At 65.4% G+C, this 24,852-nt stretch carries 24 protein-coding genes; 13 read left to right on the top strand and 11 right to left on the bottom strand.

Annotation, left to right across the window (positions count from 1 at the left end; translation table 11 throughout):
* Positions 1–74: 74 nt before the first annotated feature.
* Positions 75–1,991, bottom strand: a complete 1,917-nt coding sequence (gene cysC, locus XH96_RS35410; protein WP_194389939.1) for an adenylyl-sulfate kinase — start codon at positions 1,989–1,991, stop codon at positions 75–77.
* 22 nt (positions 1,992–2,013) lie between these two features.
* Positions 2,014–2,808, bottom strand: a complete 795-nt coding sequence (gene cysD / locus XH96_RS35405) for a sulfate adenylyltransferase subunit CysD (protein WP_194389938.1) — start codon at positions 2,806–2,808, stop codon at positions 2,014–2,016.
* A 244-nt stretch (positions 2,809–3,052) separates the two neighbouring features.
* Between cysD and cysG the strand changes: the two genes are divergently transcribed.
* From cysG to XH96_RS35380, 5 genes are read left to right on the top strand one after another with little or no spacing between them, the layout of a single operon-like run.
* Positions 3,053–4,489 carry a siroheme synthase CysG gene (gene cysG / locus XH96_RS35400; RefSeq protein WP_194389937.1) on the top strand — a complete coding sequence of 479 codons (1,437 nt, stop codon included), beginning with the start codon at positions 3,053–3,055 and terminating at the stop codon, positions 4,487–4,489.
* A complete protein-coding gene (locus tag XH96_RS35395) occupies positions 4,486–4,803 on the top strand; it encodes a DUF2849 domain-containing protein (protein WP_028178414.1) in 318 nt (105 codons plus the stop codon). The genes cysG and XH96_RS35395 overlap by 4 nt, the downstream gene beginning before the upstream one ends.
* Positions 4,804–4,814: 11 nt before the next feature.
* Entirely contained in the window at positions 4,815–6,470 is a 1,656-nt protein-coding gene (locus XH96_RS35390) for a nitrite/sulfite reductase (RefSeq protein WP_194389936.1), read from the top strand.
* Positions 6,457–6,972, top strand: coding sequence for a DUF934 domain-containing protein (locus XH96_RS35385; RefSeq protein WP_194389935.1), 516 nt, complete (start codon positions 6,457–6,459; stop codon positions 6,970–6,972). Before XH96_RS35390 ends, XH96_RS35385 begins: the two co-directional genes overlap by 14 nt.
* A complete protein-coding gene (locus XH96_RS35380) occupies positions 6,969–7,694 on the top strand; it encodes a phosphoadenylyl-sulfate reductase (RefSeq protein ID WP_194389934.1) in 726 nt (241 codons plus the stop codon). Before XH96_RS35385 ends, XH96_RS35380 begins: the two co-directional genes overlap by 4 nt.
* On the opposite strand, the gene XH96_RS35375 is transcribed toward XH96_RS35380, so the two are convergent.
* Positions 7,673–7,816 carry a hypothetical protein gene (locus tag XH96_RS35375; RefSeq protein ID WP_194394422.1) on the bottom strand — a complete coding sequence of 48 codons (144 nt, stop codon included), beginning with the start codon at positions 7,814–7,816 and terminating at the stop codon, positions 7,673–7,675. The two genes, XH96_RS35380 and XH96_RS35375, sit on opposite strands and share 22 nt — an antisense overlap.
* Between XH96_RS35375 and XH96_RS35370 the strand changes: the two genes are divergently transcribed.
* The 7 genes from XH96_RS35370 to XH96_RS35340 all read left to right on the top strand — a co-directional run bounded on the left by XH96_RS35370 (position 7,803) and on the right by XH96_RS35340 (position 14,345).
* A complete protein-coding gene (locus tag XH96_RS35370) occupies positions 7,803–8,804 on the top strand; it encodes a sulfate ABC transporter substrate-binding protein (RefSeq protein WP_194389933.1) in 1,002 nt (333 codons plus the stop codon). The genes XH96_RS35375 and XH96_RS35370 overlap by 14 nt on opposite strands.
* Before the next feature lie 88 nt (positions 8,805–8,892).
* Positions 8,893–9,678 carry a sulfate ABC transporter permease subunit CysT gene (gene cysT, locus XH96_RS35365; RefSeq protein ID WP_246790221.1) on the top strand — a complete coding sequence of 262 codons (786 nt, stop codon included), beginning with the start codon at positions 8,893–8,895 and terminating at the stop codon, positions 9,676–9,678.
* A 9-nt stretch (positions 9,679–9,687) separates the two neighbouring features.
* Positions 9,688–10,599 (top strand): sulfate ABC transporter permease subunit CysW, encoded by a 912-nt coding sequence (gene cysW / locus XH96_RS35360; RefSeq protein WP_194389931.1) that lies wholly within the window; start codon positions 9,688–9,690, stop codon positions 10,597–10,599.
* Complete coding sequence (locus XH96_RS35355; RefSeq protein WP_131871936.1) at positions 10,589–11,623, top strand: sulfate/molybdate ABC transporter ATP-binding protein; 1,035 nt, start codon at positions 10,589–10,591, stop codon at positions 11,621–11,623. The genes cysW and XH96_RS35355 overlap by 11 nt, the downstream gene beginning before the upstream one ends.
* A 175-nt stretch (positions 11,624–11,798) precedes the next feature.
* A complete protein-coding gene (locus XH96_RS35350; protein WP_131872080.1) occupies positions 11,799–12,302 on the top strand; it encodes a CAP domain-containing protein in 504 nt (167 codons plus the stop codon).
* Between the two features lie 77 nt (positions 12,303–12,379).
* Complete coding sequence (locus XH96_RS35345; RefSeq protein ID WP_194389930.1) at positions 12,380–13,555, top strand: patatin-like phospholipase family protein; 1,176 nt, start codon at positions 12,380–12,382, stop codon at positions 13,553–13,555.
* Position 13,556: 1 nt separating this feature from the next.
* Positions 13,557–14,345 (top strand): 3-hydroxybutyrate dehydrogenase, encoded by a 789-nt coding sequence (locus XH96_RS35340; RefSeq protein WP_194389929.1) that lies wholly within the window; start codon positions 13,557–13,559, stop codon positions 14,343–14,345.
* Between the two features lie 126 nt (positions 14,346–14,471).
* Here XH96_RS35340 and XH96_RS35335 read toward each other — a convergent pair whose 3' ends face one another.
* From XH96_RS35335 to XH96_RS35310, 6 genes are all read right to left on the bottom strand, one after another.
* Entirely contained in the window at positions 14,472–15,296 is an 825-nt protein-coding gene (locus XH96_RS35335; protein ID WP_194389928.1) for a sulfite exporter TauE/SafE family protein, read from the bottom strand.
* A 168-nt stretch (positions 15,297–15,464) separates the two neighbouring features.
* Positions 15,465–16,169 carry an ABC transporter ATP-binding protein gene (locus XH96_RS35330; protein WP_194389927.1) on the bottom strand — a complete coding sequence of 235 codons (705 nt, stop codon included), beginning with the start codon at positions 16,167–16,169 and terminating at the stop codon, positions 15,465–15,467.
* Complete coding sequence (locus XH96_RS35325; protein ID WP_194389926.1) at positions 16,156–18,027, bottom strand: ATP-binding cassette domain-containing protein; 1,872 nt, start codon at positions 18,025–18,027, stop codon at positions 16,156–16,158. The genes XH96_RS35330 and XH96_RS35325 overlap by 14 nt, the downstream gene beginning before the upstream one ends.
* Positions 18,024–18,899: a branched-chain amino acid ABC transporter permease gene (locus XH96_RS35320; protein ID WP_014439677.1), complete on the bottom strand. Its 876-nt coding sequence runs from the start codon at positions 18,897–18,899 to the stop codon at positions 18,024–18,026. Before XH96_RS35320 ends, XH96_RS35325 begins: the two co-directional genes overlap by 4 nt.
* A 9-nt stretch (positions 18,900–18,908) precedes the next feature.
* Positions 18,909–20,228, bottom strand: a complete 1,320-nt coding sequence (locus XH96_RS35315) for a substrate-binding protein (RefSeq protein ID WP_194389925.1) — start codon at positions 20,226–20,228, stop codon at positions 18,909–18,911.
* 66 nt (positions 20,229–20,294) lie between these two features.
* Positions 20,295–21,317 carry a carbon-nitrogen hydrolase family protein gene (locus XH96_RS35310; RefSeq protein ID WP_194389924.1) on the bottom strand — a complete coding sequence of 341 codons (1,023 nt, stop codon included), beginning with the start codon at positions 21,315–21,317 and terminating at the stop codon, positions 20,295–20,297.
* A gap of 135 nt (positions 21,318–21,452) precedes the next feature.
* Here XH96_RS35310 and XH96_RS35305 point away from each other — a divergent pair, with 135 nt between their 5' ends.
* Positions 21,453–22,427: a LysR family transcriptional regulator gene (locus tag XH96_RS35305; RefSeq protein WP_194389923.1), complete on the top strand. Its 975-nt coding sequence runs from the start codon at positions 21,453–21,455 to the stop codon at positions 22,425–22,427.
* A gap of 11 nt (positions 22,428–22,438) precedes the next feature.
* Here XH96_RS35305 and XH96_RS35300 read toward each other — a convergent pair whose 3' ends face one another.
* Entirely contained in the window at positions 22,439–23,815 is a 1,377-nt protein-coding gene (locus tag XH96_RS35300; protein WP_194394384.1) for a flippase, read from the bottom strand.
* Positions 23,816–23,897: 82 nt separating this feature from the next.
* A complete protein-coding gene (locus tag XH96_RS35295; protein ID WP_194389922.1) occupies positions 23,898–24,737 on the bottom strand; it encodes a protein-disulfide reductase DsbD domain-containing protein in 840 nt (279 codons plus the stop codon).
* Positions 24,738–24,852 lie beyond the last annotated feature (115 nt).

Genomic DNA, 24,852 nt, shown 5'->3' with positions numbered 1-24,852 from the left:
GTATCCTAACGCTGTCTCTGGAATACTGGGTCGCCCGGCCAAGCCGGGCGACGACAGCGGGGACTAGGGCAGCCTCAAATATTCGCGGCGAGGTCCACGACTTCGTCGAACAGCACGCCTGATGCCTTCAGCATCTGCTCGATCTCGTCGGCCGCTTCCGCAACCGTCCGCTTCGACGTATCGATCACGAGCTCGGCTGCCTGCGGCGCCTCATAGTCGTTGCCGATGCCGGTGAACGAAGCCAGCGCCCCGGCGCGAGCCTTCTTGTAATGGCCCTTGGGATCGCGCTCCTCGCAGATATCGGCCGGCGTCGCGACATGGATCTCGCGGAACGCGGAGTCGGCGATGCGGCGCGCGGCGGCGCGGTCCTCGCGCGCGGGCGAGACCGCGGCGACGATCGCGATATGGCCGTTGCGGGCGAGATGCGTGGCGACCTCGGCGAGGCGGCGGATGTTCTCGCTGCGATCGGGAGCGGAGAAGCCGAGATCGCTGTTGAGCCCGGCGCGCAGCGTGTCGCCGTCGAGCAGGACCGGCGAGCCGCCATTGGTGAACAGCCGCCGCTCCAGCGCTCTTGCCAGCGTCGACTTGCCGGAGGCCGGCAGGCCGGTGAGCCAGACCACGGCACCGTTGTGGCGGTAGCGCGCGGAGCGCTCGTCAGGGCGCAGCGCCGATTCCACCGGCACGATATCGACCGGCACGGCGCGCTGGCCGGCATCGACGGACAGCACCAGGCCGCCGCCGGCGATGCGCCCCGCGACCTCGATCACGAGACGGCCGGTGCGCGGGTTCTCGGTGTAGGGATCGGTGGCGATCGGATTCGAAAGCGAAATGTCGATCTCGCCGACATGGTTGCGGGCGATCGCCTTGTTCTCGGTGCTCGAGAGCTCGCCGGGATCGACCGCCTTCTCGATGGCGACGACGGTGGCGCGGCTCTCCTTCGGTCCGCTGCGCACCAGGATCTGGTCACCCTTGGCAAGCGGCTTGTCGTGCAGCCAGAAGATGCGCGCGCGCAGCCGGCGCGTCTCGCGCGGCGCGCTGCCCGCATGCGCGATGATGTCGCCGCGCTCGATGAACAATTCGCGGTCGAGCGTGATGCCGACCGAGCGGCCCGCGCCCTGTCGTCCGGCCAGCAGCGTCACCGGCCAGCTCTCGACGGTCTTGATCCTGGCGATCTTGCCGGCCGGCATGATCACGATCTCGTCGCCGGCAAGCAGGCTGCCGGATTCGATGCGGCCGGCGACAATGCGCCGGTCGTCGAACTTGTAGATCGCCTGCACGGGCAGCCGCAGCGCCAGCGTTTCCAGCGGGCGCGCCGGCTCGAGCCTATCGAGCGCCTCGACAACGGTCGGTCCCTTGTACCAGCCGATCCGGCCCGTGCGCTCCGCGACGCCGTCGCCGTCGCGCGCCGAAATCGGGATCACCGCCGTCGGCGTCACGCCGAGGCCGCTCAGATGCGCCGAGATCTCGTCGCTGATGTCCTTGAAGCGCGCGGCGGAAAAATCGACGCGGTCCATCTTGTTGACGACGACGGCGACCTGCTTCACGCCGAGCAGATGCAGGAGATAGCCGTGCCGCCTCGTCTGGTCGCGCACGCCTTCGAGCGCGTCGATGATCAGCACCGCGCCGTCGGCTTGCGAGGCGCCGGTGATCATGTTGCGCAGGAACTCGGCGTGGCCGGGCGCGTCGATCAGCACGATGTCGCGCGAATTGGTGCGGAAGCGGATCTGCGTGGTGTCGATGGTGATGCCCTGGTCGCGCTCGGTCTGCAGCGCATCGAGCAGGAACGACCATTCGAACGGCATGCCGCGCCGCGCGCTGACGGCTTTCAGCATGTCGAGCTTGCCCTCGGGCAGGCTGCCGGTCTCGTGCAGGAGCCGGCCGACCAGCGTCGACTTGCCGTGGTCGACATGGCCGACGATGACGATGCGCACCTGGGGGCGCGTGGTGCCGTTCGGAGTGGCGGACGAAGCCGGGGTGACGATCATGTTCATGCGGGCGCTCGCGTCCTTGAGGTCAGAGATAGCCGGCGACGCGAAGGCGCTCGAAAGCGTCTTCGGTCTCGTGGTCGAGCGCGCGCCCCGAGCGCTCCGGCACCTTGGTCTGTTCGAGCTCGATCAGGATCTCGTCGATATTCGAGGCGCTCGAGGCGACCGGATTGGTGATGTCCTGATCACCCAGCGAGCGATAGCGCTTGCCGTTCTTGGCGAGATACAGCGGGATGATCGGAATGTTCTCGCGCTTGGTGTAGGCCCAGATGTCGGCCTCGGTCCAATGCAGGATCGGATGGATGCGCAAATGCGCGCCTTGCGGCGGCGACGCGTTGAAATGATCCCAGAATTCCGGCGGCTGGTCGCGCACGTCCCAATTGCCCTCCAGGCCGCGCGGCGAGAACACACGTTCCTTGGCGCGCGTTGCCTCCTCGTCGCGGCGGATGCCGGCGATCAGGCCGTCGAAGCCGTATTTGGCGAGCGCCATCTTGAGGCCTTCGGTCTTGCGCGCGGCGGAGCGTGCGGCCGGCGGCAGCGTCGGATCGACGGCATCGATCGGAGGGCACGGCTCGACGCGCAAATCGAGATCCCACTCCTTGCCGTAGTGATCGCGGAAGCGATACATCTCCGGAAACTTCTTGCCGGTGTCGACGTGAAGGGCCGGAAACGGCATCTTGCCGAAGAACGCTTTCCGCGCCAGCCAGATCATGACGTTGGAGTCCTTGCCGAGCGACCACAGCAGGGCGATCTTCTTCAGCCGGGCGAAGGCCTCGCGGAAGATGTAGATGCTCTGCGCCTCGAGCTGGTCGAGATGGTCCATGCTCGGGGCAAGGTCGGCAGAAAATTCTTGCTGGCCCAAGCGCTCGATGAGGGCCGGGCTGCTCACTCCGACAGCAGCGGAATCGTCCTTGAGAAGATGCATCTCTGCCACTTTGCGTTTGGAGGCGAAAATTCTATAGTTGCAGTGCGGAAGAGAAGAAAAAATTTTCTCTTTGCGCGCTCGAAACGAGACATATATAGAAAATAATTCCAGTCAACCCCGTTTGTGGGGAAGCGAGTAGCGCATGCGGTTCTTGCCGGTGTTTCTCGATCTCAAGGCCGGCCCGGTGGTCCTCATCGGTGCGGGCGAGCTTTTGCGCGCCAAGCTGCGCGTGCTCGCCGCTGCCGGGGCGCGCCTGCGCGTGCATGCGATCGACGGCAATCAGGATCTTGGCCTCAGTTCCGGGGACGCGGAGCGCATCGAAATCGCGAGCGGCGATCCACTCACCGCCGATCTCTCAGGCGTCATCGCCATTGTCTGCGCGGGTGCCGGCGACGTCGGCGTTGCGATGTCCGTGCGTGCGAAGGCGCTCGGCCTGCCTGTCAACGTCATGGACGATCTCGAGCATTCCAGCTTCATCTTTCCGGCGATCGTCGATCGCGGCGATGTCGTGGTCGCAGTCGGCACCGGCGGCACCTCGCCGGTGGTGGCGCGGCGCGTGCGCGAGAAGATCGAGGCGCTGCTGCCGGCGCGCATCGGCGAGCTTGCCGAGTTCATCGGCAGATTCCGCAAATCCGTCAACGAGCGCATCGCCGAATTTCCACTGCGCCGCCGCTTCTGGGAGCGCGTCATCGACGGTCCGATCGGCGCGGCCGTGCTCGCCGGCCGCAAGGGCGAAGCGGATGCATCGCTCAAGGCTATCTCCGACCCCGCCGAATTCGCGCGCGCCGACAAGCCGGAAGGCTCGGTCGCGCTGGTCGGCGCCGGCCCGGGCGACCCTGACCTTCTCACCATCAAGGCGCTCCGCGCCCTTCAGGATGCCGACATCGTCTTCCATGACGAGCTGGTCTCGTCCGAGATTCTCGACCGCATCCGACGCGACACCACGCGCGTGCCGGTCGGCCGCCGTGTCGGCAAGCCCGGCATCGGCCAGGACGCCATCAACAAGCGTATGATCGAAGCCGCGCAAGCCGGCCAGCGCGTGGTGCGGCTGAAGGGCGGCGATCCCTTCGTGTTCGGCCGCGGTGGTGAGGAGGTCGAAGCGCTACGCGCCGCTGGCATCGCCTATTCGATCATTCCCGGCATCACCGCAGGGCTCGGCGGCGCCGCCGATTTCGAGGTGCCGCTCACCTACCGCCATGAAGCGACCCGCATCACCTTCCTGACCGCGCACAAGGCGCGCGATGCCGAGAACGTGGATTGGACGACGCTGACCGACACCAGGATGACCGTCGTGGTCTACATGGGCCTGACGGCGGCGCCGGCCGTGCGCGCCGGCCTGTTCGCGGCCGGCCGCTCGCCGGAAACACCGGTCGGCGTGTTCGCCCGTGTCACGCGGCCCGATGCGCAAGGCGCGATCGGCACGCTGCGCGACCTGCCCGAGCTCGTGCGGCGGATCCAAGGCGGTCCCGCTATCCTCATCATCGGCGACGTGGTCCGGCATGCCGGTTCGCTTGGCCGTCAAACCCCCAAGAAGACTCCGAAGCAAATCATCTCTGACCTCCTGGATGCAGCCGAATGACCTCCCCGCTTGAACAGAAGAAGATCAAAATCGCCGGCCCCTCGGTCGTGACCGCCAATCGCACCTGGGACGGCATCGTCGTCTACCGCACCGCCGCCAAGGGCTGGTCCGCGGAGCTGTCGGAAGCCGCGATCGTGCGCAACTCCGACGAGGCCAGGGCGTTGCTTGCGGAGTCCATCGCCGATGATGTCGGTGCGATCGGCCCCTATATCGCGCCGGTGCAGATCGGCGAGGACGGCAAGATCTTGCCCGGCAATCTGCGCGAACAGATCCGCCGTACCGGCGTCACCATCGGACAGCCGGCCCAGGTTTAAGGCACGCACTTATGTATGCTTACGACGAAATCGACCGCACGCTCGTCAACGAGCGCGTCTCGGAGTTCCGCGACCAGGTGAAGCGGCGCCTCTCCGGCGAGCTCACCGAGGACGAGTTCAAGATCCTGCGGCTTCAGAACGGCGTCTATCTGCAGCTGCACGCCTACATGTTCCGCGTCGCGATCCCCTACGGTACGCTGGCGACCAACCAGCTGCGGGCGCTCGCCCATGTCGCGCGCAAATACGACCGCGGCTACGGCCACTTTACCACGCGGCAGAACATCCAGTTCAACTGGATCAAGCTCGCCGAGCTGCCGGACGCGCTCGAAGATCTCGCCAAGGTCGGCATCCACGCGATGCAGACCTCCGGCAACAACATGCGCAACGTCACCTCGGACCAGTGGGCCGGCGTCGCGCCGGGCGAGATCGAGGACCCGCGCATCTGGTCGGAGCTGATCCGCCAGCACACCACGCTGCATCCGGAATTCTCGTTCCTGCCGCGCAAGTTCAAGATCGCGATCACCGCCTCGGACCATGACCGCGCCGCGATCAAGATCCACGACATCGGCCTGCGGCTCATCAAGAACGAGAAGGGCGAGACCGGCTTCGAGGTGCTGGTCGGCGGCGGTCTCGGCCGCACGCCGTTCATCGCCAAGACCATCAAGCACTTCGTCCACGGCCGCGACATCCTCAGCTACATCGAGGCGATCCTTCGCGTCTACAACCAGTACGGCCGCCGCGACAACATCTACAAGGCGCGCATCAAGATCCTGGTGCACGAGCTCGGGATCGAGAAATTCTCCCGCGAAGTCGAGGACGAGTGGCGGCAGATCCGCAACTCCTCGCTTGAGATCGACGACGAGGTGATCGAGGACATCCGCTCGCGCTTCACCTATCCTTCTTACGAGAAGCTGCCGCACATGCCGGACGAGCTGCGCCAGGCCGCGGCCGATCCGGATTTCGAGGCGTGGCGCAAGAACTCGGTGGCCCCGCACAAGGTGCAGGGCTATTCGATCGTGACGATCTCGCTGAAGCCGACCGGCGGGCCTCCGGGCGATGCCACCGCCGAGCAGATGGACGCGCTGGCCGATCTTGCCGACAAATATTCCTTCGGCGAAATCCGCGTCGGCCACGAGCAGAACCTGGCGCTGCCGCACGTCGCCAAGCGCGACCTGCCGGCCTTGTGGAAGGCGCTCGACAAGCTCGGGCTCGCGACACCCAACGTCAACCTGATCACCGACATCATCGCCTGCCCGGGGCTCGATTATTGCTCGCTGGCGAATGCGCGCTCGATCCCGATCGCGCAGGAACTGACGCGGCGCTTCGCCAATCACGAGCTCGCCAATCTGATCGGCCGGCTCCACATCAACATCTCCGGCTGCATCAATGCCTGCGGCCATCACCATGTCGGCCATATCGGCATTCTCGGCGTCGAGAAGAACGGCGAGGAAGTCTACCAGATCACCATCGGCGGCCGCGCCGACGAGAACGCGGCGCTCGGGACCCTGATCGGGCCGGGCGTCAAGTTCGACGAGGTCGCCGATGTCGTCGAGGACATCGTGGAAGCCTATCTGGCGCTGCGTGAGCGGCCCGAAGAGCTGTTCATGGACACGGTGAAGCGCCTCGGCGTCGAACCCTTCAAGGAGCGCGTCTATGCCACTCGTTAACGGCGGAAAGATCGTCGACGACAGCTTCGTCAAGCTCGCCGTCGATACGCCGCTGCCCGAGCGCGGCGACATTCTTGTGCCGGCCGAGCGTTTCCTCGGCGAGGCCGAGGGCTTGCTCCAGCGCGCCGGCAGGGTCGGCGTGATCTGGCCGAACAATCGCGACATCGCCGAACTCGTGCCGTATCTCGGCAGGATCGCGGCCGTCGCGCTGGTGTTCCCGACCTTCCGCGACGGGCGTGCCTACAGCCAGGCACGGCTGCTGCGAGAACGTTACAATTACCGTGGCGAATTGCGCGCCACCGGCCAGGTGCTGCGCGACCAATTCGTGTTCATGCTGCGCGCCGGCTTCGACGCCTTCGAGGTCAAGAAGCAGGCGGACGCGGAAGCCTTCATGCAGACGGCCAGGCGCTATTCGGTATTCTACCAGCCGACCGGCGATGGCCGCATCACGGCGCTGCACCGGCGCATGCAGCTGCGTCATTCCGAAGGTGTCGGCACGTGACCGCGATCGCGCCTCAGGTTCCGACGGTCTCTGCGGTGCCCTCGGCGGAGGAGCTCGATCGCGCTTTGCGCGATGCCTCGCCCGCGGAGATCGTCGCTGCGGCGCTGAAGACGGTCGGGCGCGACAAGCTCGCGCTGGTATCGTCCTTCGGTACGGAATCGGCGACGCTATTGAAGGTCATGGCGGACGTCGATCCCGCGATTCCGGTGATCTTTCTCGACACCGGCTGGCTGTTCGAGGAGACGCTGGCCTATCGCGATACGCTGATCGCGAAGCTGGGCCTGAAGGACGTCCGGTCGATCAAGCCGGCCGAGGAGGCACTCTCGCGCGACGATCCCGACCGCGACCTCTGGTTCTCCGATCCCGACGCCTGCTGCCGCATTCGAAAGGTCGAGCCGCTGGCCCGGGCGCTGAAGCCGTTCTCGGCCTGGCTCAACGGCCGCAAGCGCTTCCAGGGCAGCGCGCGCGCCGACATTCCCGTCGTCGAGGACGACGGCGTGCGGTTGAAGTTCAATCCCTTCGCCAACGTCTCGCGCGAGGAGATCGAGGCGATCTTCACCCTTGCCAAATTGCCGCGGCACCCTCTGGTCGCGTCAGGATTTCTGTCGGTTGGCTGCATGCCTTGCACCAGCAGAACGGGCGAGGGCGAGGATTCCCGCGCCGGCCGATGGCGGGGCCGCGCCAAGACAGAATGCGGCATTCACACGATGAAGGTTTCGTAGCACGGTTGCGCTGCCACGCTGCGAACAAGAAAATCCGGTTCCGTTGACTCAAGGGCGTTTCGCCCCGAGTTATGCCTGCCGCCGATGACGCCGATGTCGTCGAGGTGAATGGAGATGGACATGATGCGCCGTATCGTTCCGCTCGCTGCAGGATTCCTCTGGGCAAGCTCGGCTCTCGCCGCCGATATCAACCTTTTGAACGTGTCGTACGATCCGACGCGAGAGCTCTATGGCGAGTTCAACAAGGCGTTCGCGAATGCCTATCAGAAGGAGACCGGCAAGAGCATCGAGATCAAGCAGTCGCATGGCGGCAGCGGTTCGCAGGCGCGCGCGGTGATCGACGGATTGCAGGCCGACGTGGTGACGCTCGCGCTCGCCTATGACGTCGATGCCATCGCGGCCAAGGGCCTGGTGGCGGCGGATTGGCAAAAGCGGCTGCCGCAGAATTCATCCCCTTATACCTCGACGATCGTGTTCCTGGTGCGCAAGGGCAATCCCAAGGGCATCAAGGACTGGGACGATCTGATCAAGCCGGGTGTTGCCATCATTACTCCGAATCCGAAGACCTCGGGCGGGGCACGCTGGAATTATCTTGCAGCCTGGGGCTTTGCGCAGAAGAAGTTCGGATCGGCCGACAAGGCCAAGGACTTCATCGGCAAGCTCTACCAGCAGGTCCCGGTGCTGGATACCGGCGCGCGCGGCGCCACCGTGACCTTCGTCGAGCGCGGTGTCGGCGACGTGCTGCTCGCCTGGGAGAACGAGGCGTTCCTTGCGCTGAAGGAGTTCGGCACGAACAAGTTCGAGATCGTGGCGCCGCCACAATCGATCCTCGCCGAGCCGCCCGTCGCGATCGTGGACAAGGTCGCCGACAGAAAGGGCAATCGAAACGTCGCCGATGCCTATCTGCAATATTGGTACACCAAGGAGGGGCAGGAGATCGCCGCGCGCAACTTCTACCGTCCGCGCGATGCCGAAATCGCCAAGAAGTATGAAAATGCCTTCGCCAAGGTCGAGCTGTTCACGATCGACGACGTTTTCGGCGGCTGGACCAAGGCACAGCGGGAACATTTTGCCGACGGCGGCGTCTTTGATCAGATCTACAAGAACTGATCAGGCGCCGTCTTAAGAGGCTTTTGCAGGGGGCCTGGTGAGCGCAGTTGCAGCAAGACGCCGGACATTGCCGGGCTTCGGTCTCACCATGGGACTGACGCTGACCTGGCTGTCCGTGATCATCCTGATTCCGCTCGCCGGCCTGTTCCTGAAGTCGCTCGAGCTCAGCCCCGAGCAGTTCTGGAACATCCTTTCCAGCCGCCGCACCCTGAACGCGCTCCGCGTCTCGTTCGGCCTCGCCTTTGCGGCGGCCTGCGTCAATCTCGTCATGGGCAGCATCATCGTCTGGGCGCTGGTGCGCTATCGTTTCCCGGGCCGGCGGCTGTTCGACGCCATCGTGGATGTGCCCTTCGCACTGCCGACCGCGGTCGCCGGCGTGGCGCTGACCGCGCTGTTCGCCGAGAAGGGCTGGCTGGGCGCGCCGCTTGCCGCGCTCGGCATCAAGGTCGCGTTCACGCCGGTCGGCATCTTCGTCGCCATGATCTTCATCGGTATTCCCTTCGTGGTGCGGACGGTGCAGCCGGTGCTCCAGGATCTCGACCCCGAGATCGAGGAAGCCGCGGGCAGCCTTGGCGCCAGCCGCTGGCAGACCATCATCCGCGTGATCCTGCCGTCGCTCGCACCGGCGCTGCTCACCGGCCTCGCGCTTGCCTTCGCCCGCGCCGTCGGCGAATACGGCTCGGTGATCTTCATCGCCGGCAATCTGCCCAACGTCTCCGAGATCGCGCCGCTCCTGATCGTGATCCGGCTCTCCGAGTTTCGGTATGCCGATGCGACCGCGATCGCCGTGGTCATGCTGGTCGTGTCGTTCGTGATCATCTTTGCCGTCAACCGGCTCCAGCGCTGGGCGCAGAGCCGGATTCCGGCGCGCTGAGGGCGGATCATGACGATGCAGATCGCAGATTCCGTACCGCTCTCGGCCTCCGACGCGAAGGCGCGTGCGCAGGCGGCGGCAGCGCGGGACAATTTGCGTACCGAACCGCGCGCGGTGCGCATCACCATCATCGCGCTCGCGATGATCTTTCTCACCGTCTTCGTCGTGCTCCCGCTCGTCGTCGTCTTTGCGCAGGCGTTCTCGAGGGGCATCGTCGCCTATCTCGCCGCGCTCGCCGAGCCGGAGGCGCTGGCTGCAATCAGGCTGACGTTGCTGGTCGCAGCGATCTCGGTGGGCCTCAATCTGGTGTTCGGCCTCGTCGCCGCCTGGGCCATCGCCAAGTTCGATTTTCCGGGCAAGACGTTCCTGATCACGCTGATCGACCTGCCGTTCTCGGTCAGTCCGGTGATCTCGGGTCTCGTCTTCGTGCTGCTGTTCGGCGCACAGGGCTATTTCGGCAGCTGGCTGCGCGACCACGACATCCAGATCCTCTTCGCGGTGCCCGGCATTGCGCTCGCCACCACCTTCGTCACCTTTCCCTTCGTGGCCCGTGCGCTGATCCCCCTGATGCAGGAGCAGGGCACGCAGGAGGAGGAGGCCGCGATCTCGCTGGGCGCCTCGGGCCTCCAGACCTTCTTTCGCGTCACGCTGCCCAACATCAAATGGGGGGTGCTCTACGGCGTCCTGCTCTGCAACGCCCGCGCCATGGGCGAGTTCGGCGCGGTCTCGGTCGTCTCCGGCCACATTCGCGGCGAGACCAACACCATGCCGCTCCTTGTCGAGATTCTCTACAACGAGTACCAGTTCGTCGCCGCCTTCGCGATCGCCTCGCTGCTGGCGATGCTGGCGCTGATCACGCTGATCGTGAAGACCGTTCTCGAACGTCATCTGGACGAAGGACAAGAACCAAGTGACCATTGAAGTCAGGAATCTCGTCAAGTCGTTCGGCAGCTTCAAAGCCCTCGACGGCGTCGATCTCAAGGTCGACAGCGGCGAGTTGGTGGCGCTGCTCGGTCCGTCCGGATCCGGCAAGACCACGCTGCTGCGGATCGTCGCCGGGCTCGACTGGCCCGATTCCGGCGAGGTCTTCATCAATGGCGAGGACGCGCTGGCGCAAGGCGCGCGCGAGCGTCACGTCGGCTTCGTGTTCCAGCACTACGCGCTGTTCCGCCACATGACGGTGTTCGAGAACGTCGCCTTCGGCCTGCGCGTGCAGCCGCGCGCGGTCCGTAAGGACGAGGCGGCGATCCGCGTCCGGGTCAAGGAGCTGCTCGATCTCGTACAGCTTGATTGGCTCGCCGATCGCTACCCGAGCCAGCTCTCCGGCGGCCAGCGCCAGCGCATCGCGCTCGCCCGCGCGCTGGCGATCGAGCCGCGCATCCTGCTGCTCGACGAGCCGTTTGGCGCGCTCGATGCCAAGGTGAGGAAAGAGCTGCGCAAATGGCTGCGCTCGCTGCATCATGAAATCCACGTCACCTCGATCTTCGTCACCCATGACCAGGAGGAGGCGCTGGAAGTCGCCAACCGCGTCGTGGTGATGGACAAGGGCAGGATCGAGCAGATCGGCTCGCCCGATGACGTCTATGAGAGCCCGGCGAGCGCGTTTGTCCATGGCTTCATCGGTGAGTCCATCGAGCTGCCGGTCCAGGTCGAGGGCGGCGCAGTGAGGCTCGACGGCCGGCCGCTCGCCCTCGCGGCGGACGGGCTTGCGCCTGGCGCGTCAAAGCTGTTCGTGCGGCGACATGACATGCTGGTCGGTCCGCCCGGCAGCGGCGCCTTCGAGGGCGCGGTCCGGCATGTCCGCAATTTCGGCCCCGTACAGCGCGCCGAGGTCACGCTCTCGGGCGGCCAGACCATCGAGATCGATGCCCCTCGCGACAAGGAACTTCGCGCCGGCGACACCATCGGCCTCGAGCCTCGCCGTTACCGGATATTTGGGGGCTAGCACAGTCATTCCGGGGCGATGCGGAGCATCGAACCCGGAATCCCGAGATTGAGGCAAGAGATTCCGGTTCGTGCTGACGCGCGCCCCCGGACTGACGGCTCAGATTTTCTTCAATATTCACCTTTCAGCCACGGTTGATATGCAACAACGGCCCCTCATTTGGGGGCCTCGATTCATGCGCGCTGCGGCCGCAATTCTCATCACTTTGCTGCTCGCCGGCTGTGCCGGCAACGAAGCACCGGTCCAGCAGCCATCCATGTACACCGACATGGCGGTTCCGGGCTCCAAGCTCGATGCACAGGCGGCTGCGGTGATGATCTCGCAATACCGCCAGAACAACGGGCTGGGCACCGTCGTGATCGATCCCGACCTGATGCGGCTCGCCGAGTCCCAGTCGGGCGCGATGGCGGCGGCCAACAAGATGGACCACGACGTCCGCGCGCCGCTGGCCAAGCGTCTGGCCGCCGGCGGTTATCCCGCGACCGTGGCGGTCGAGAACATCTCGGCCGGCTATCATACGCTGGCGGAAGCGTTCTCCGGCTGGCGCGACTCGCCGCCTCACCGTGCCAACATGCTCAAGGGCGGTGTCACAAAATTAGGCATCGCGGCGAGCTATGCTCCCGGCACCAAATACAAGGTGTTCTGGACCATGATCCTGGCCTCGACGGAGCCCCGATAAGCCAGACTTGATCCGGGATGCATTGACGCCGCGGCGGAGTGTCGCCACGGTAGCTCGCCTTTTGCTATTGTTCCCTTATGACCGATCATAGTCCGGAAATCGCAACAGTCCCGACGAACGCGCAACGCGTCCTGGTTCTCCAGGGCGGCGGCGCGCTCGGCTCCTATCAGGCCGGGGCCTATCAGGCGCTGTGCGGCTACGGCTTCGAGCCGGAATGGGTGGCCGGCATCTCCATCGGCGCGGTCAACGCTGCCATCATCGCCGGCAATGAGGGCCAGACGCGCGTCAAGCGGCTCAAGGAGTTCTGGGAGATGGTCTCCGCGCCGGTCCCGTGGAAGCCGATCGGCACGAGCGACCACAGCCGCGAGCTGTTCAATTCGACCAGCGCTGCGCTGATTGCGACCTTCGGCGTGCCCGGCTTCTTCACGCCGCGCATTCCGCCGGCGCCACTCTGGCCGCCGGGGCATCCCGAAGCGGAAAGCTATTACGACACATCGCCGCTGAAGAAGACGCTGGAGCGTCTCGTCGATTTCGACCGCATCAACGATCTGAAGACGCGGCTGTCGGTCGGCGCGGTCGGCGTCACCTCGGGCAACTTCAAATATTTCGACAATTACGAGTTCAAGAAGCTCGGCAAGACCATCGGCCCCGAGCACATCATGGCCTCCGGCGCGCTGCCGCCGGGCTTTCCTTCCGTGAACATCGACGGCGAACATTACTGGGACGGCGGCATCGCTTCCAACACCCCGCTCGACTACGTGCTCGATACCGAGGTCGAACGCGACATGCTGATCTTCCAGGTCGATTTGTTCTCCGCGCGCGGGAACCTGCCGAACTCGCTGCTGGAAGCTGCCGAGCGCGAGAAGGACATCCGCTATTCCAGCCGCACGCGGATGAACACCGACAAGAACAAGCAGCTGCACAATGCGCGACGCGCCGTGCGTGACCTGATCAGCAAATTGCCGGACTATCTCAAGAACGATCCTTCCGTCGAATTCCTGGCGAAAGTGTCGCGCGAAAGCACCGTCACGGTGGTGCATCTGATCTACCGCAGCAAGAACTACGAATCCTCGTCCAAGGATTACGACTTCTCGCATGTCGCCATGGTCGAGCATTGGGAGGCCGGCGTGCGCGACGTGCACCTGTCGATGCGCCACAGGGACTGGCTCGAGCGGCCCCAGTCCAGCGAGACCATGGTGACCTACGATCTCACGGGGGACGTCACCGCGCCCCCGGCAAAAAGGAGCGAATAGAATGGGTAGTCTGTCAGGCAAGAACGCCGTCGTGACCGGATCGACCAGCGGCATCGGGCTCGCCTATGCGCGCGCTTTCGCCGCCGCCGGTGCCAATGTCGTCATCAACGGCTTCGGCTCGGCCGAGGACATCGAGAAGGAACGCGCCAAGATCGAGTCCGACTTCAAGGTCAAGGCGATCTACTCGCCGGCCGACATGACCAAGCCCGCCGAGATCGCCGGCATGATCGCGCTCGGCGAGAAGACGTTCGGCTCGGTCGACATCCTCGTCAACAACGCCGGCATCCAGTTCGTGTCGCCGATCGAGGAGTTTCCGCCGGAGAAGTGGGACCGGATCATCGCGATCAACCTCTCCTCGGCCTTCCATGCCATCCGTGCCGCCGTCCCCGGCATGAAGAAGAAGGGGTGGGGCCGCATCATCAACACGGCGTCCGCGCATTCGCTGGTGGCCTCGCCCTTCAAGTCGGCCTACGTCTCGGCCAAGCACGGCATCGCCGGTCTCACCAAGACCGTGGCGCTGGAGGTTGCGACCCACAAGATCACCTGCAACTGCATCAGCCCCGGCTACGTCTGGACGCCGCTGGTCGAGAAGCAGATCCCCGACACGATGAAGGCGCGCAACCTGACACGCGAGCAGGTCATCAACGACGTGCTGCTCGACGCGCAGCCGACCAAGGAGTTCGTCACCTCCGAGCAGGTCGCCGCGCTCGCGCTGTTCCTGTGCGGCGACGATGCCGCGCAGATCACCGGCACCAACCTGTCGATCGACGGCGGCTGGACCGCGGAGTAAGCACGCGATGTCGTCGGGTGGGCAAGGGCGCGTCAGCGCCGTGCCCACCATTCTTCCGCGATTGAGAGAAGTGGTGGGCACGCTTGCGCTTTGCCCGCCCTACGAGAGTGAGGCGGCAGTTGCCGCTCAATGGCTCCAGGCCAGAGCCGTGACGATGGCCGACGACAGGTTCAGCTCGGCAAACATGATCTTGCCGGCGACCACGAACAGCACGCAGGCAAGCGTCAGCCGCAGCACCGTCTCGGGCACGCGCGTCGCGCTATAGCTGCCGACAATGATGCCGGGCAGAGAGCCCAGCAGCAGCACGCCCATCAGGGCCCAGTCGACGTCACCGAGCGCCCAATGTCCGATGCCGGCGACCAGTGTCAGCGGCACCGCGTGGGCGATGTCGGAGCCGACGATGGTCGCCATCGGCAGGCGCGGATAAAGCAGCAGCAGCACGGTCACGCCGACCGCGCCGGCGCCGACCGAGGAGATCGAGACCAGCACGCCCAGCACGACGCCGGTGATCACGGTCGCAATCAAGGTGGTGCGCGCGTCGACCTGCTCGAGGCGCTTTCGATAGCGGTCCATGATCGACTTGCGAAAGATCAACGAGGTCGCAGTCAGCAGCAGCGCAAAGCACAGCACCAGATTGACCAGGCTGCGCTCGGCATCGCTCTTGAGGTCGAGCTTCCACAGCACCAGCAGCGTCACCGCGCTGGCAGGAATGCTGCCGCAGGCGAGCCGCAGCACCGCCGGCCAGTGCACGCTGCGCGACCAGCCATGCACCACGCTGCCGCCGGTCTTGGTGGCAGCGGCGTAGAGCAGGTCGGTGCCGACCGCGGTGGAGGGGTGGACGCCGAACAACAGGATCAGCAGCGGCGTCATCAGCGAGCCGCCGCCGACGCCGGTCATGCCGACAAGCAGGCCGACGGCGAATCCGGAGGCGACGTAAAGTGGATCAAGCATCTCAGGGAATGTTAGGTCGATCTCATCGGTTGGGCAATATGACGTAGAATAAACTTTCCCTGACGGGCAAGCCGTTGGACCAAATAAGAAGTATCTTTCGTTGGCGCGGCGACAGACAGTCGTTTCGCCCAAATCGGTGCCCTCTTGCGAAACAGCCGTTCGCAGTGCTTACGCGCCGACGCCGAGGAAGTCCCGGGCCAGGTCAGGGTTGGCGGTGAGCTCGGCGGAGGTGCCCTCGAACACCACGTGGCCGTTGTTGAGGCCGTAGACGCGGGTGGCGAAGCTCAGCGCTGCGGCGACGTTCTGCTCCACCACGATCATGGTGCGGCCTTCGCGCGCGAGGCCGGCGGCGACGTTGACGAGATCGCGCACGATCAGCGGCGCCAGTCCCTCGAACGGCTCGTCGAGCAGGATGATGCGGGCGTCGCGGATCAGCGCGCGGGCGATCGAGAGCATCTGCTGCTCGCCGCCCGATAGCGTTCGTCCGAGGGATTTGCGTCGTTCCTTCAGGCGCGGAAACACACCGTAGATGCGCTCGAAAGACCACGCGTTCGGCGCGGTCAAGGCCGCGATGCGCAGATTCTCCTCTACCGTCAGGCCGCCGAAGATCGCGCGCTCCTCCGGGACCAACTGCACGCCCATGTTGGCGATGGCGGATGGAGCAAGGCCGCTGATCGGCTTGCCATCGAGCCGGATCTCGCCACTCCTCGGGGCGAGCACCCCCATGATCGAACGCAGCGTCGTGGTCTTGCCGGCGCCGTTGCGACCGAGCAGCGCCACGACCTCGCCCTCCTCGACCCGGATCGAGAGGTCGAACAGGACGTGGGAATCGCCGTAGAGCGTGTTGATGCGGTCGACTTCAAGCAGGCTCATGTGCGTGAAGCCCTCCGAGGTAAGCGTCCTGAACCCGCTGGTTGCCGCGGATCTCGTCCGCCGTGCCGTCGGCGAGCAGGCGGCCTTCGTAGAGCACGGTGATGCGCTCGGCGAGGCCGAAGATCGCGTCGAGGTCGTGCTCGACGATAACGACGGTGCAGGTCCGGGCGATGTCGCGGATCAGTGCGCAGGTCGCGGCGCGTTCGGACGGGCTCATGCCGGCGAGGGGCTCGTCGAGCAACAGCACCTTCGGGCTCGTCGCAAACGCCATGCCGATCTCGAGCCGTCGTTTCTCGCCGTAGGCGAGGATGTGCGCCGGCGTGTCGGCGCGCGCTGCAAGATCGAGCAGCGCCATGATCGCGTCGATCTGTGCCTCCACCTCCGGCAGGCTGTCCGCCGTTCGCAGCAGGTCGATCCGCAGCGGTCCGCGGCGGCGCGCCAAGGCGGCGATGCGCAGATTCTTCCGCACCGAGAGATTTGGAAAGAGCTGGTTCAACTGGTTGGACTTGGCGATGCCGAACTGCGCGGTCCGGCTGACGCCGTGGCCGGTCACCTGCGATCCGAACAACAGCACATGACCCGAGGTCGGGCTGACCTCGTCCAGCAGCATCTTGAACAGCGTGCTCTTGCCGGCGCCGTTCGGGCCGATCACGGCATGAATGGAGCCGCAGCGGACCTTGAACGAGACGCCGTCGACGGCTTTCAGCCCGCCATAGTGCCGCGCCAGCGCGCAGGCCTCCAGGGCAATGTCGCCGTTGCCGGTGGCGGGTGACGGCAATGGCAGGGCGGTGTCGCGCGCCCTGCTCGATGCGGTCTTCACCGCGCCGGCCTCGATCGCCTCGGTTGCGGCCTCGGCGGCCCGACGTGCGGAAAGGGTCCGGCGCTCGGTCAACCAATGGATGATCTCGCCGCAGATGCCGCGGCGCAGGCCGACGACCAGGGCGATGAAGGCGATGCCGAGCACCAGCTTCCACAGCGTGGTGAGGCCGGGAATGAGCTGGAGGTTGTCGCGCAGCCAGAGCCAGACTGCGGCACCGACCAGCGGTCCGATCAGGGTGTTGGCGCCGCCGACGATGGTCTGGACTACGAGCTGGCCGGACGTCTCCAGCGAGAACGCGTCCGGCGGCATGTAGCTCTGGAACGAGCCGAGCAGGCCGCCCGCAAGCCCGGCGTAGAGCGCGGCGATGACGAAGGCTGCGAGCTTGTAGGCCGGCACGTTGTGGCCGAGCATTGCGACGCGCGCGGTGTTCTCCTTGATCGCGAGCAGGATCGCGCCCACGGGAGAGCGGACGATGCGGCGTGCCAGCACGTAGCCACCAAAGAAGATCACCGCGAACAGCACGTACATCGGCAGGCCTGCGCCGATGCGGATGGCATGCTCGCCGAAGCCGAGCACGGGCACCGGCACCCCGGGAATGCCGTTCTCGCCACCGGTATAGTGCGACAGCGGCGAGTTCTCGATGAAATAGGCCATCTGGCCGAACGCCAGCGTGATCATCGTGAAGTAGATGCCGATGCGGCGCACCGCGAGCCAGCCGACGACGAGCCCGAATGCGCCGGCCGATATCGTGCCGGCGGCGAGCGCCAGCCACACGCTGCTCAGCGTGCCCGAAACCAGCAGATACGCCGTCACGAAGCCGCCGACCCCGTAGAACGCGGCCTGGCCGAACGACAGGAGGCCGGCGAGGCCAAACAGGATGTCGAAGCCGAGCCCGATCAGTCCCCAGTTCAGCACCCGCGTCAGCAAGTCGATGGAGAAGCCGAGATGCGGCAGCATCACCGGTGCCGCAATCAGCGTGGCTAGAATCGCGAGCTCCGGAATGTGGCTCCGCAGCCCGCCCGATCGCGGCCTGTTCATACCCGTCCTTCCGAGCCGAACAGGCCCTGCGGGCGCAATACCAGGAGCAGCGCCATCAGCGCGTAGAGCATCACTTCCGAATAGGAGGAGTTGAACGCGCTGGTGAGGCTGACGATCTCGCCGGCGATCAGCCCGCCGACCACCGCGCCCGGGAACGAGCCGAGGCCGCCGAGCACGATCACGACGAAGGACTGCGCCATGAAATTCGCGCCCATGTCCGGCGTCACCGCGACGACCGGAGCATACAGCATTCCGGCGAGGCCGACTGCGACGACGCCGATCGCGAACACCAGCAGGAAGGTGCGCCGCAGGTTGATGCCGAGGATGCCGACCATGCCGGGGTTCTCGATTCCGGCGCGAACCACGAGACCCATCGAAGTCCTGTAGAGCACGAGATAGAGGCCGACCAGCAGCGTTGCGATGATGGCGATGAGCTGGAGGCGGTAGGTTGGATAGATCAGGAAGCCGAGCTGCGTTGCGCCCTGTCCCCATGACGGCGTCGGCACGCGCTGCGCGTTGCCGCCGAAGACGGCGCGCACGCACTCCACGAGCACGATGCCGATGCCGTAGGTGACGAGGATCTGGTCTTCATGCGGCCGGCCGTAGAAGAAGCGGATGATCAGGCGCTCGAGCAGGAAGCCGAGCACCAGCATGAAGCCGCAACCGACCGCGATCGCGAGCAGGAACGACTGGGTGTATTGCAGCATGACGAAGGCGGCATAGGCGCCCACAGCGAATAGCGCGCCGTGGGCGAAGTTCAGGACACCGAGCGTGCCCAGGATGATTGTCAGGCCGCTGCTGACGAGCGCCAGCAGCGAACCGAGGGCGAGGCCATTGAAGGCCTGCGAGGCGAGGGCGGGCCAGCTTGGCATCTGGGCGGCTCAGGTATAGGGGCCGAGCTTGCAGCCGAACAGGTCCGGCGGATTCATCACGCTCTCGCCTTCGGCAATGTCGACGATCTCGTAATAGTCCTCGGGCCCCTTCATTGCCGCCGGCGCCTTGCCGCGCAGGACCGGGATCGGACGCACCATCTGGTGATCCTCGGCGCGGAAATAGACCTTGCCGATCGTGGTCTCGTAGGGCTGCTCCTTCGAGGCCTCCATCGCCTTGATGACGTCGACCGGATTGAAGCTCTTCACCCGCTCGACCGTCATCGCCCAGAGATAGGTCTGCATGTAGCCGATATGGGCGCCCCAGCGCGGGTGATACTTGTTCTTCGCGACGAAGGCGTCGACGAAGCCCTTCGCGAGCGGATAGCGATCCGACAGCGTCCACCAGAAGTCGCAGCTGCCATAGACGCCCTGCATGATTTCGGCGCCGAGCTCCTTGTCCTGGAACGAGGACAGGTTCGGCACCACCAGCTTCATCTTCTTGAGCACGCCGAATTGCTCGGCCTGCTTGGTCGAGGCGACCGCGTCGGCGCCGAAGGCGATGTTGACGAACACGTCCGCACCGCTGTTGGCGATGTTGAGAAGCGCCGAGGAATAGTCGGTGGTGCCGAGCGGAACCACTTCCTTGGCGACCTGTTGCCAGCCCTGTTCCTTCGAGAACTTCGCGAAGCTGTCATAGACCGTGTGGCCGTAGGTATAGTCTGGCACCAGGAAGGCGGTCTTCATGTTCTTGCCGAGCGCCTTGGCGACGACGGGCGCGAGCGCCTTGGCGGCCATGTAGGCGTTCTGCTGCGAGCGGAAGCCATAGCGCTGGCAGTTCTTGCCGGTAATGTCGTTGGAGCCGGCGATGCCCACCATGTAGAGCACCTTTTCGCGGGAGCCCAATTCCTCCAGCGCGATTGCGCTGGCGCTCGACACCGAGCCTGAAAGCATGATCGCCTTGTCGCGCTGGATGAATTGCGTGGCGCTCTGCACGTCGAGATTGGGTTTGCCCTCGGTGTCGGACACCTTGTAGCGGATCTGGCGGCCGAGCACGCCCTTGCCTTGCAGACCCCATTTCTTCGCGGCATCGCCGCCCGCGTTGATCTCCGAGATCGCCAGTTCGTAGCCAAGCTTGAGATCTCCGCCGTCGCCGGAGAAGACGCCGGTGAGCGGAATGGTCAGTCCGACGAAGACCGAGTCCGCGGTGACGCCGTCCGGGAAGGTGCCGATGCTGGCCGGCGTCTGCGCCCAGGCGGCGCTACCTGGAAGCACGAGACCGGCAGCGGCGCCGGCGCTTCCGAGCAGAATCTGACGACGATCGAGTTTCATGACTCACCTTCCATGTTTGATCACCGCCGGATCGGCCGGTGGATTTCGGTTGGGTACGCGCCGGGCTCACGACCCGGCATCGATGTGATCGCTCTCCGTGTCCGGCTGGGACGCCGCGCTTCCGGTGAAGGACACGGGATTGAGCCGGCGGCGGTTGACGCTGAGGTCGAAAATGTCGAATCGGTTGTAGTAGCCGACCACGTCGTGAAACTGCTTGGGCTCGACGCAGCGGTTGAGATCGATCTCGGCGTAGAGGATGCCTTCCTCGTCGCGCAGCGCCTCGCCGATCTGCTCCCCGGTCGGATCGAGGAAGAAGGTTTCCGCGCGCGGTGTCGCGTCGAGCACGGCGGCGGCGGAGGCGTCGCGCGCCACCAGCATGTCGCGCGCCGCCTTGTCGAGCACACCCGCGGTGACGAGGCCGAACACCTTTGCTTCGAAGCAATGCGCGCTCGCCCGGATCCGGGTGGCTGCTGCGATGTGGTAGTTGCCGCCACCGGCCGGCCGGCGGGTCGGCCAAACCGGCGGCCAGCTCGAAATATGAAGCTGCTCACCCTGCGCCATCAGCGAATAGCGTGCCAACGGGTTGGTGTTCTCGCCGCAGATCAGTTGCCCGATCTTGCCGAGCCTGGTGTCGACGACGCGCAGGCCGGCGCCGTCGCCGCCGCTCCAGATCAGCTTCTCGTAGAAGGTCGGCACCAGCTTGCGGTGGTGGTTGAGGATCTCGCCGTCATCGCCGATCAGGAGGTTGCTATTCCAGATCGCACCGACGCTCGCCGGCGACTTCTCGCTGATGCCGATCGACACCACGACGCCGAGCGCGCGCGCTTCGTCGCGGATCGCCTTGATCTCGGGGCCGTCGACCATCACGGACTGGTCCGCCATGCGGACGAACAGGTCGTGATTGTCGATCGGAGCCCACAGCGCAGCCCATACCGGGAATGCGGGAATGAACGTCTCGGAGAATGCCACGATCTCGGCGCCGGCGGCGGCTGCCTCACGGATGAGCGAGATTGCCTTCTTTGTGGTCGCCGAGCGGTCTAGAAACACTGGCGCAGCATGGACCGCGGCGGCCTTGAAGCGAGGAAGCATGGTTTTGTCCTTGGTTCAGGACAGGCTAGTGGCGTCCCCGGGGCCTCGATACAGACAATCCTGCAAGACGGCTTGCAGGGGGCGACAATCCGTCCCACCGTACGTCGCTGGCACAACGCTTGCTGTCTGGTGGGCATGCAGGAGTTCAACTCGCTCGACTGGGACGACCTCAAGATATTTCTTCACGCAGCCCGCGGCGGCAGCCTGGGCAGCGCGGCCAAGCGTCTGCGGGTCGACCAATCCACCATCAGCCGGCGGATCGCGCATCTCGAATGCACGCTGGGCGCGACGCTGTTCGAGCGTTCGCCGCAGGGGTTGCGTGTCAACGAAGCCGGCGAACGCCTGCTCTGTCACGCCGAGCGGATCGAGAGCGTCGTCATTGCGATGCATCAGGACGTGCAGCGCGGCGGCAGCCGGATGGCGGGCCGCGTCCGGCTCGCGACGATGGAAGGCATTGCCTCGCTCTATCTCGCATTTCGCTTCGCGCCGCTGCGGCAACGTTATCCTGATCTCACCGTCGAGCTCCTGACCTCGCCGCAGGCGGTCTCGGTCAATCGCCGCGAGGCCGATATCTTCCTGAGCTTCTTCCGTCCGCCGGGACAGGGCATGGCGTCCGAGCGGCTCGGCAGCTTTCAGCTCGCCCTCTACGGCTCCCGAGATTATCTCGCACGCGAGGGCATGCCGGAACGGCCCGCGGACCTCGCGCGCCACAGCTTCGTCACCTACATCGACGATCTGATCCAGCTGGATTCGGTGCGCTGGCTCGACGACATCATCCGCAATCCGCCGGTCAGCTTTCACTCCAACAGCATGATCGCGCAGATGAACGCAGCGGCCGGCGGCATCGGCCTGGTGCTGCTGCCGAGCTTTGCGGTGGCTGGCCGCAGCGATCTGGTTCCGGTGTTGCACGAGAAGATGTCGACGACGCGCGACGTCTGGATCAACGTCCACAGCGATCTCCAGTTCGTGCCGCGCATCCGCGCCGTCTCGAGCTATCTCAAGGCGATGTTCAAGTCCGACCCGCTGATGCAGGCGGATACGTCGGGCCGCAAGATGCTCGACGCGCTGCTGGTGGCGGATGCCGCGGTCGTCGCATTTCAGAGCGGCTGAGGGCGCGACGGCTAAGCCGTGCGGCGGCCGAATGCCAGCACGTGCAGGCCGAGCCGCTGCCGCACGATCGAGAACAACAGCACCGTCTCGAAGCTGAGCGAGATCGAGGTTGCGGCCGCGGCGCCGTGGCCGCCATAGCGCGGCACCAGCGCAATGCAGAGCACGAGGTTCATCACGAAGGCCAGTGCATAGGCCAGCGCGCAGATCTTCTGCTGCCCGAGCATGTTGAGCAGGCGCTCCACCGGCCCGATCGCGGAGCGCACCACGAGCCCGATCGCGGCGACGAACATGATGTCGTAGCCAACCACGAATTGCGGCCCGAACAGCCACAGCAACGGCTTGCCGAGCGCCAGCAGCACGATGGTCGCGGCCAGCGACGGCCAGAACGTCCAGTTGATGGCATGCGCCACATAGGCCGAGAGGCGCGCCTTGTCGCCGAGCGCATTGTATTCCGCGAAGCGATGCGCCGTCGTGGCCGACATCGCGTAGTGGATGAAGGAGACCAGCGCCAATGTCTTCACCACTGCGAAATAGACGCCGACCTCGTCCGAGGGGCGGAACTGCTGCAGCACCAGCACGTCGGTGTAGGAGAGCAGGAGGTAGAAGCTCTCGACCAGCAGGATCGGTAGTGAGATGGCGAGCCAGCCCCTGATGTCGTAGGCCTTCGGCCCCGGCTCGATGTGATCGGCGAGCTTGCGGTTCAGCACCAGCATCTGCCCGGTCATCGCGATCCACACCGCACCTGCGCTCGCGACCATCGCGGCGACCGCGCCGAGATGATAGCCGAGCAGGAAGGCCGCGGCCGTGAGGCCGATGATCAGCGCCTGGCGGATGACGAATTGCGGCATCAGGCCGAGCTGCATCCAGTCATGCGAGCGCGCGATGCCGTCCTGGGTGTTGGCGACGACGAAAGCAGGAAGCGTCATGCAGCCGATATAGAGCGGCAGCACCTCGGCCGGATCGATCCACGGCGACAGCAGCTTGACGATGCCGGCTAGGGCGAGCGAGACCAGCGTCGACACGGCAAAGGTCAGCCAGCGGCTGCCGGAGAGAAAGCCGCGCAGCAGCGCCTGCTCGCCGCTGGTGCGGTACTCCGGGATGATCTTCTGCGCGGAGGCGGAGATGCCGAAATCCATCATGCTGCCGAGCAGCAGCACCCAGGTCCAGACATAGACGTAGACGCCGTAGTCGGACGTGCCCATCCAGCGCGCAAGCAGAACCTGCGAGACATAGGCGAGCCCCGCGCTGATCACGCGGATGACGAAGATGGTGCCGGCGAGCCGCCGCGTCAGCGACGCCTCGCTCGATCCGCCCGTCAGCTTGGCCCGCAGCCGCGCGATCAGCCCAGCCGGTCCGGTCCTTCCGGGTTGTGCATCCATCACGGCCACGTCGAACAGTCCCCAGGCGTCCCGCGTGCAGCGGCATGCCAGGGGACTAGCAACCATTCGTTAAGATTCGGTTGGGTGGACGCTAGTTCAAATTCGTATTGAACTCGTACGCCTTGTCAGGCCCGACCAGCGTGAACTTCAGCGCCGCACCATCCGGCTTGGCGCCCGGCGGCAGCCCGTCGAGCTCGAAGGAAAACCGCATCACCCCAGGCGGGCTGTGCGGCACCGGCGTCGGAATCGGCAGCGCCCAATCGGGCGTCGGCCCTTCCACGAACAGATTGACGTTGCGGTTGTCCGGCGTCACCACGTCGACCACCACGTTCTTGGGCCCGTCACGCTTGACGTCGCGGATGGTGAGCGGATTGGGGTCGCCGATATTGGCGGGCTTGGGCACGGTGTCGAGCGCAGCACGCAAGTTCGCGTCCTCGGTCGAGGCGACGCTGTTGAAGCCGAGCTCGGCGCTGGCTTCGACGGGAATGCAGAGCTTCTCGCACACCGCGTAATTGATCTCGGCGCGCAAGGTCACGGGCTTGTCGGCGGCCTTGGCGACGATGCGCAAGGGCAGCACGATCTGGTTGTGGTAGCCGATCGAATGGCCGCCCGCGCCATCGTCGAATTTCAGCGGCGCCGGCCACATGATCGTCACTGCTTCGACATTCTCGGACTTCGAGAAGTCGAACCGCGGTGGAACGCCGGAATCGCCGGGTGTGCGCCAGTAGGTCTTCCAGCCGGGCTCGAGCTGGAACGCAATACCGCCAAGCAGGACCGCGCCGCTGCGCGATCCCGCCAACAGCCGCACCGCGGAATGTCCGTCGCGCTGCCACGGCGACGCGTCATCGGCACGGGCGGCGATGGCCAACGACGACGCAAGCAGGGTTGTCGCGACGCCAATCGCCGCACGCAGGGGAACTCTTGTGAGCATGGTACGTCTTTACAGGGTGGCTCCCGGCCAAACCATTGAATTGCTTGTGATGGTGCACCTGAATCAAGCCCGTGCAAGCCTTGATTTGACAGCGGACCGGCCCGACATCAGGATA

The organism is Bradyrhizobium sp. CCBAU 51765 (genome assembly GCF_015291725.1).
Lineage (GTDB): Bacteria > Pseudomonadota > Alphaproteobacteria > Rhizobiales > Xanthobacteraceae > Bradyrhizobium > Bradyrhizobium liaoningense.
Note: the sequence above shows the minus strand (reverse complement) of the source record. Positions and strands in the feature narration are given on the sequence as shown.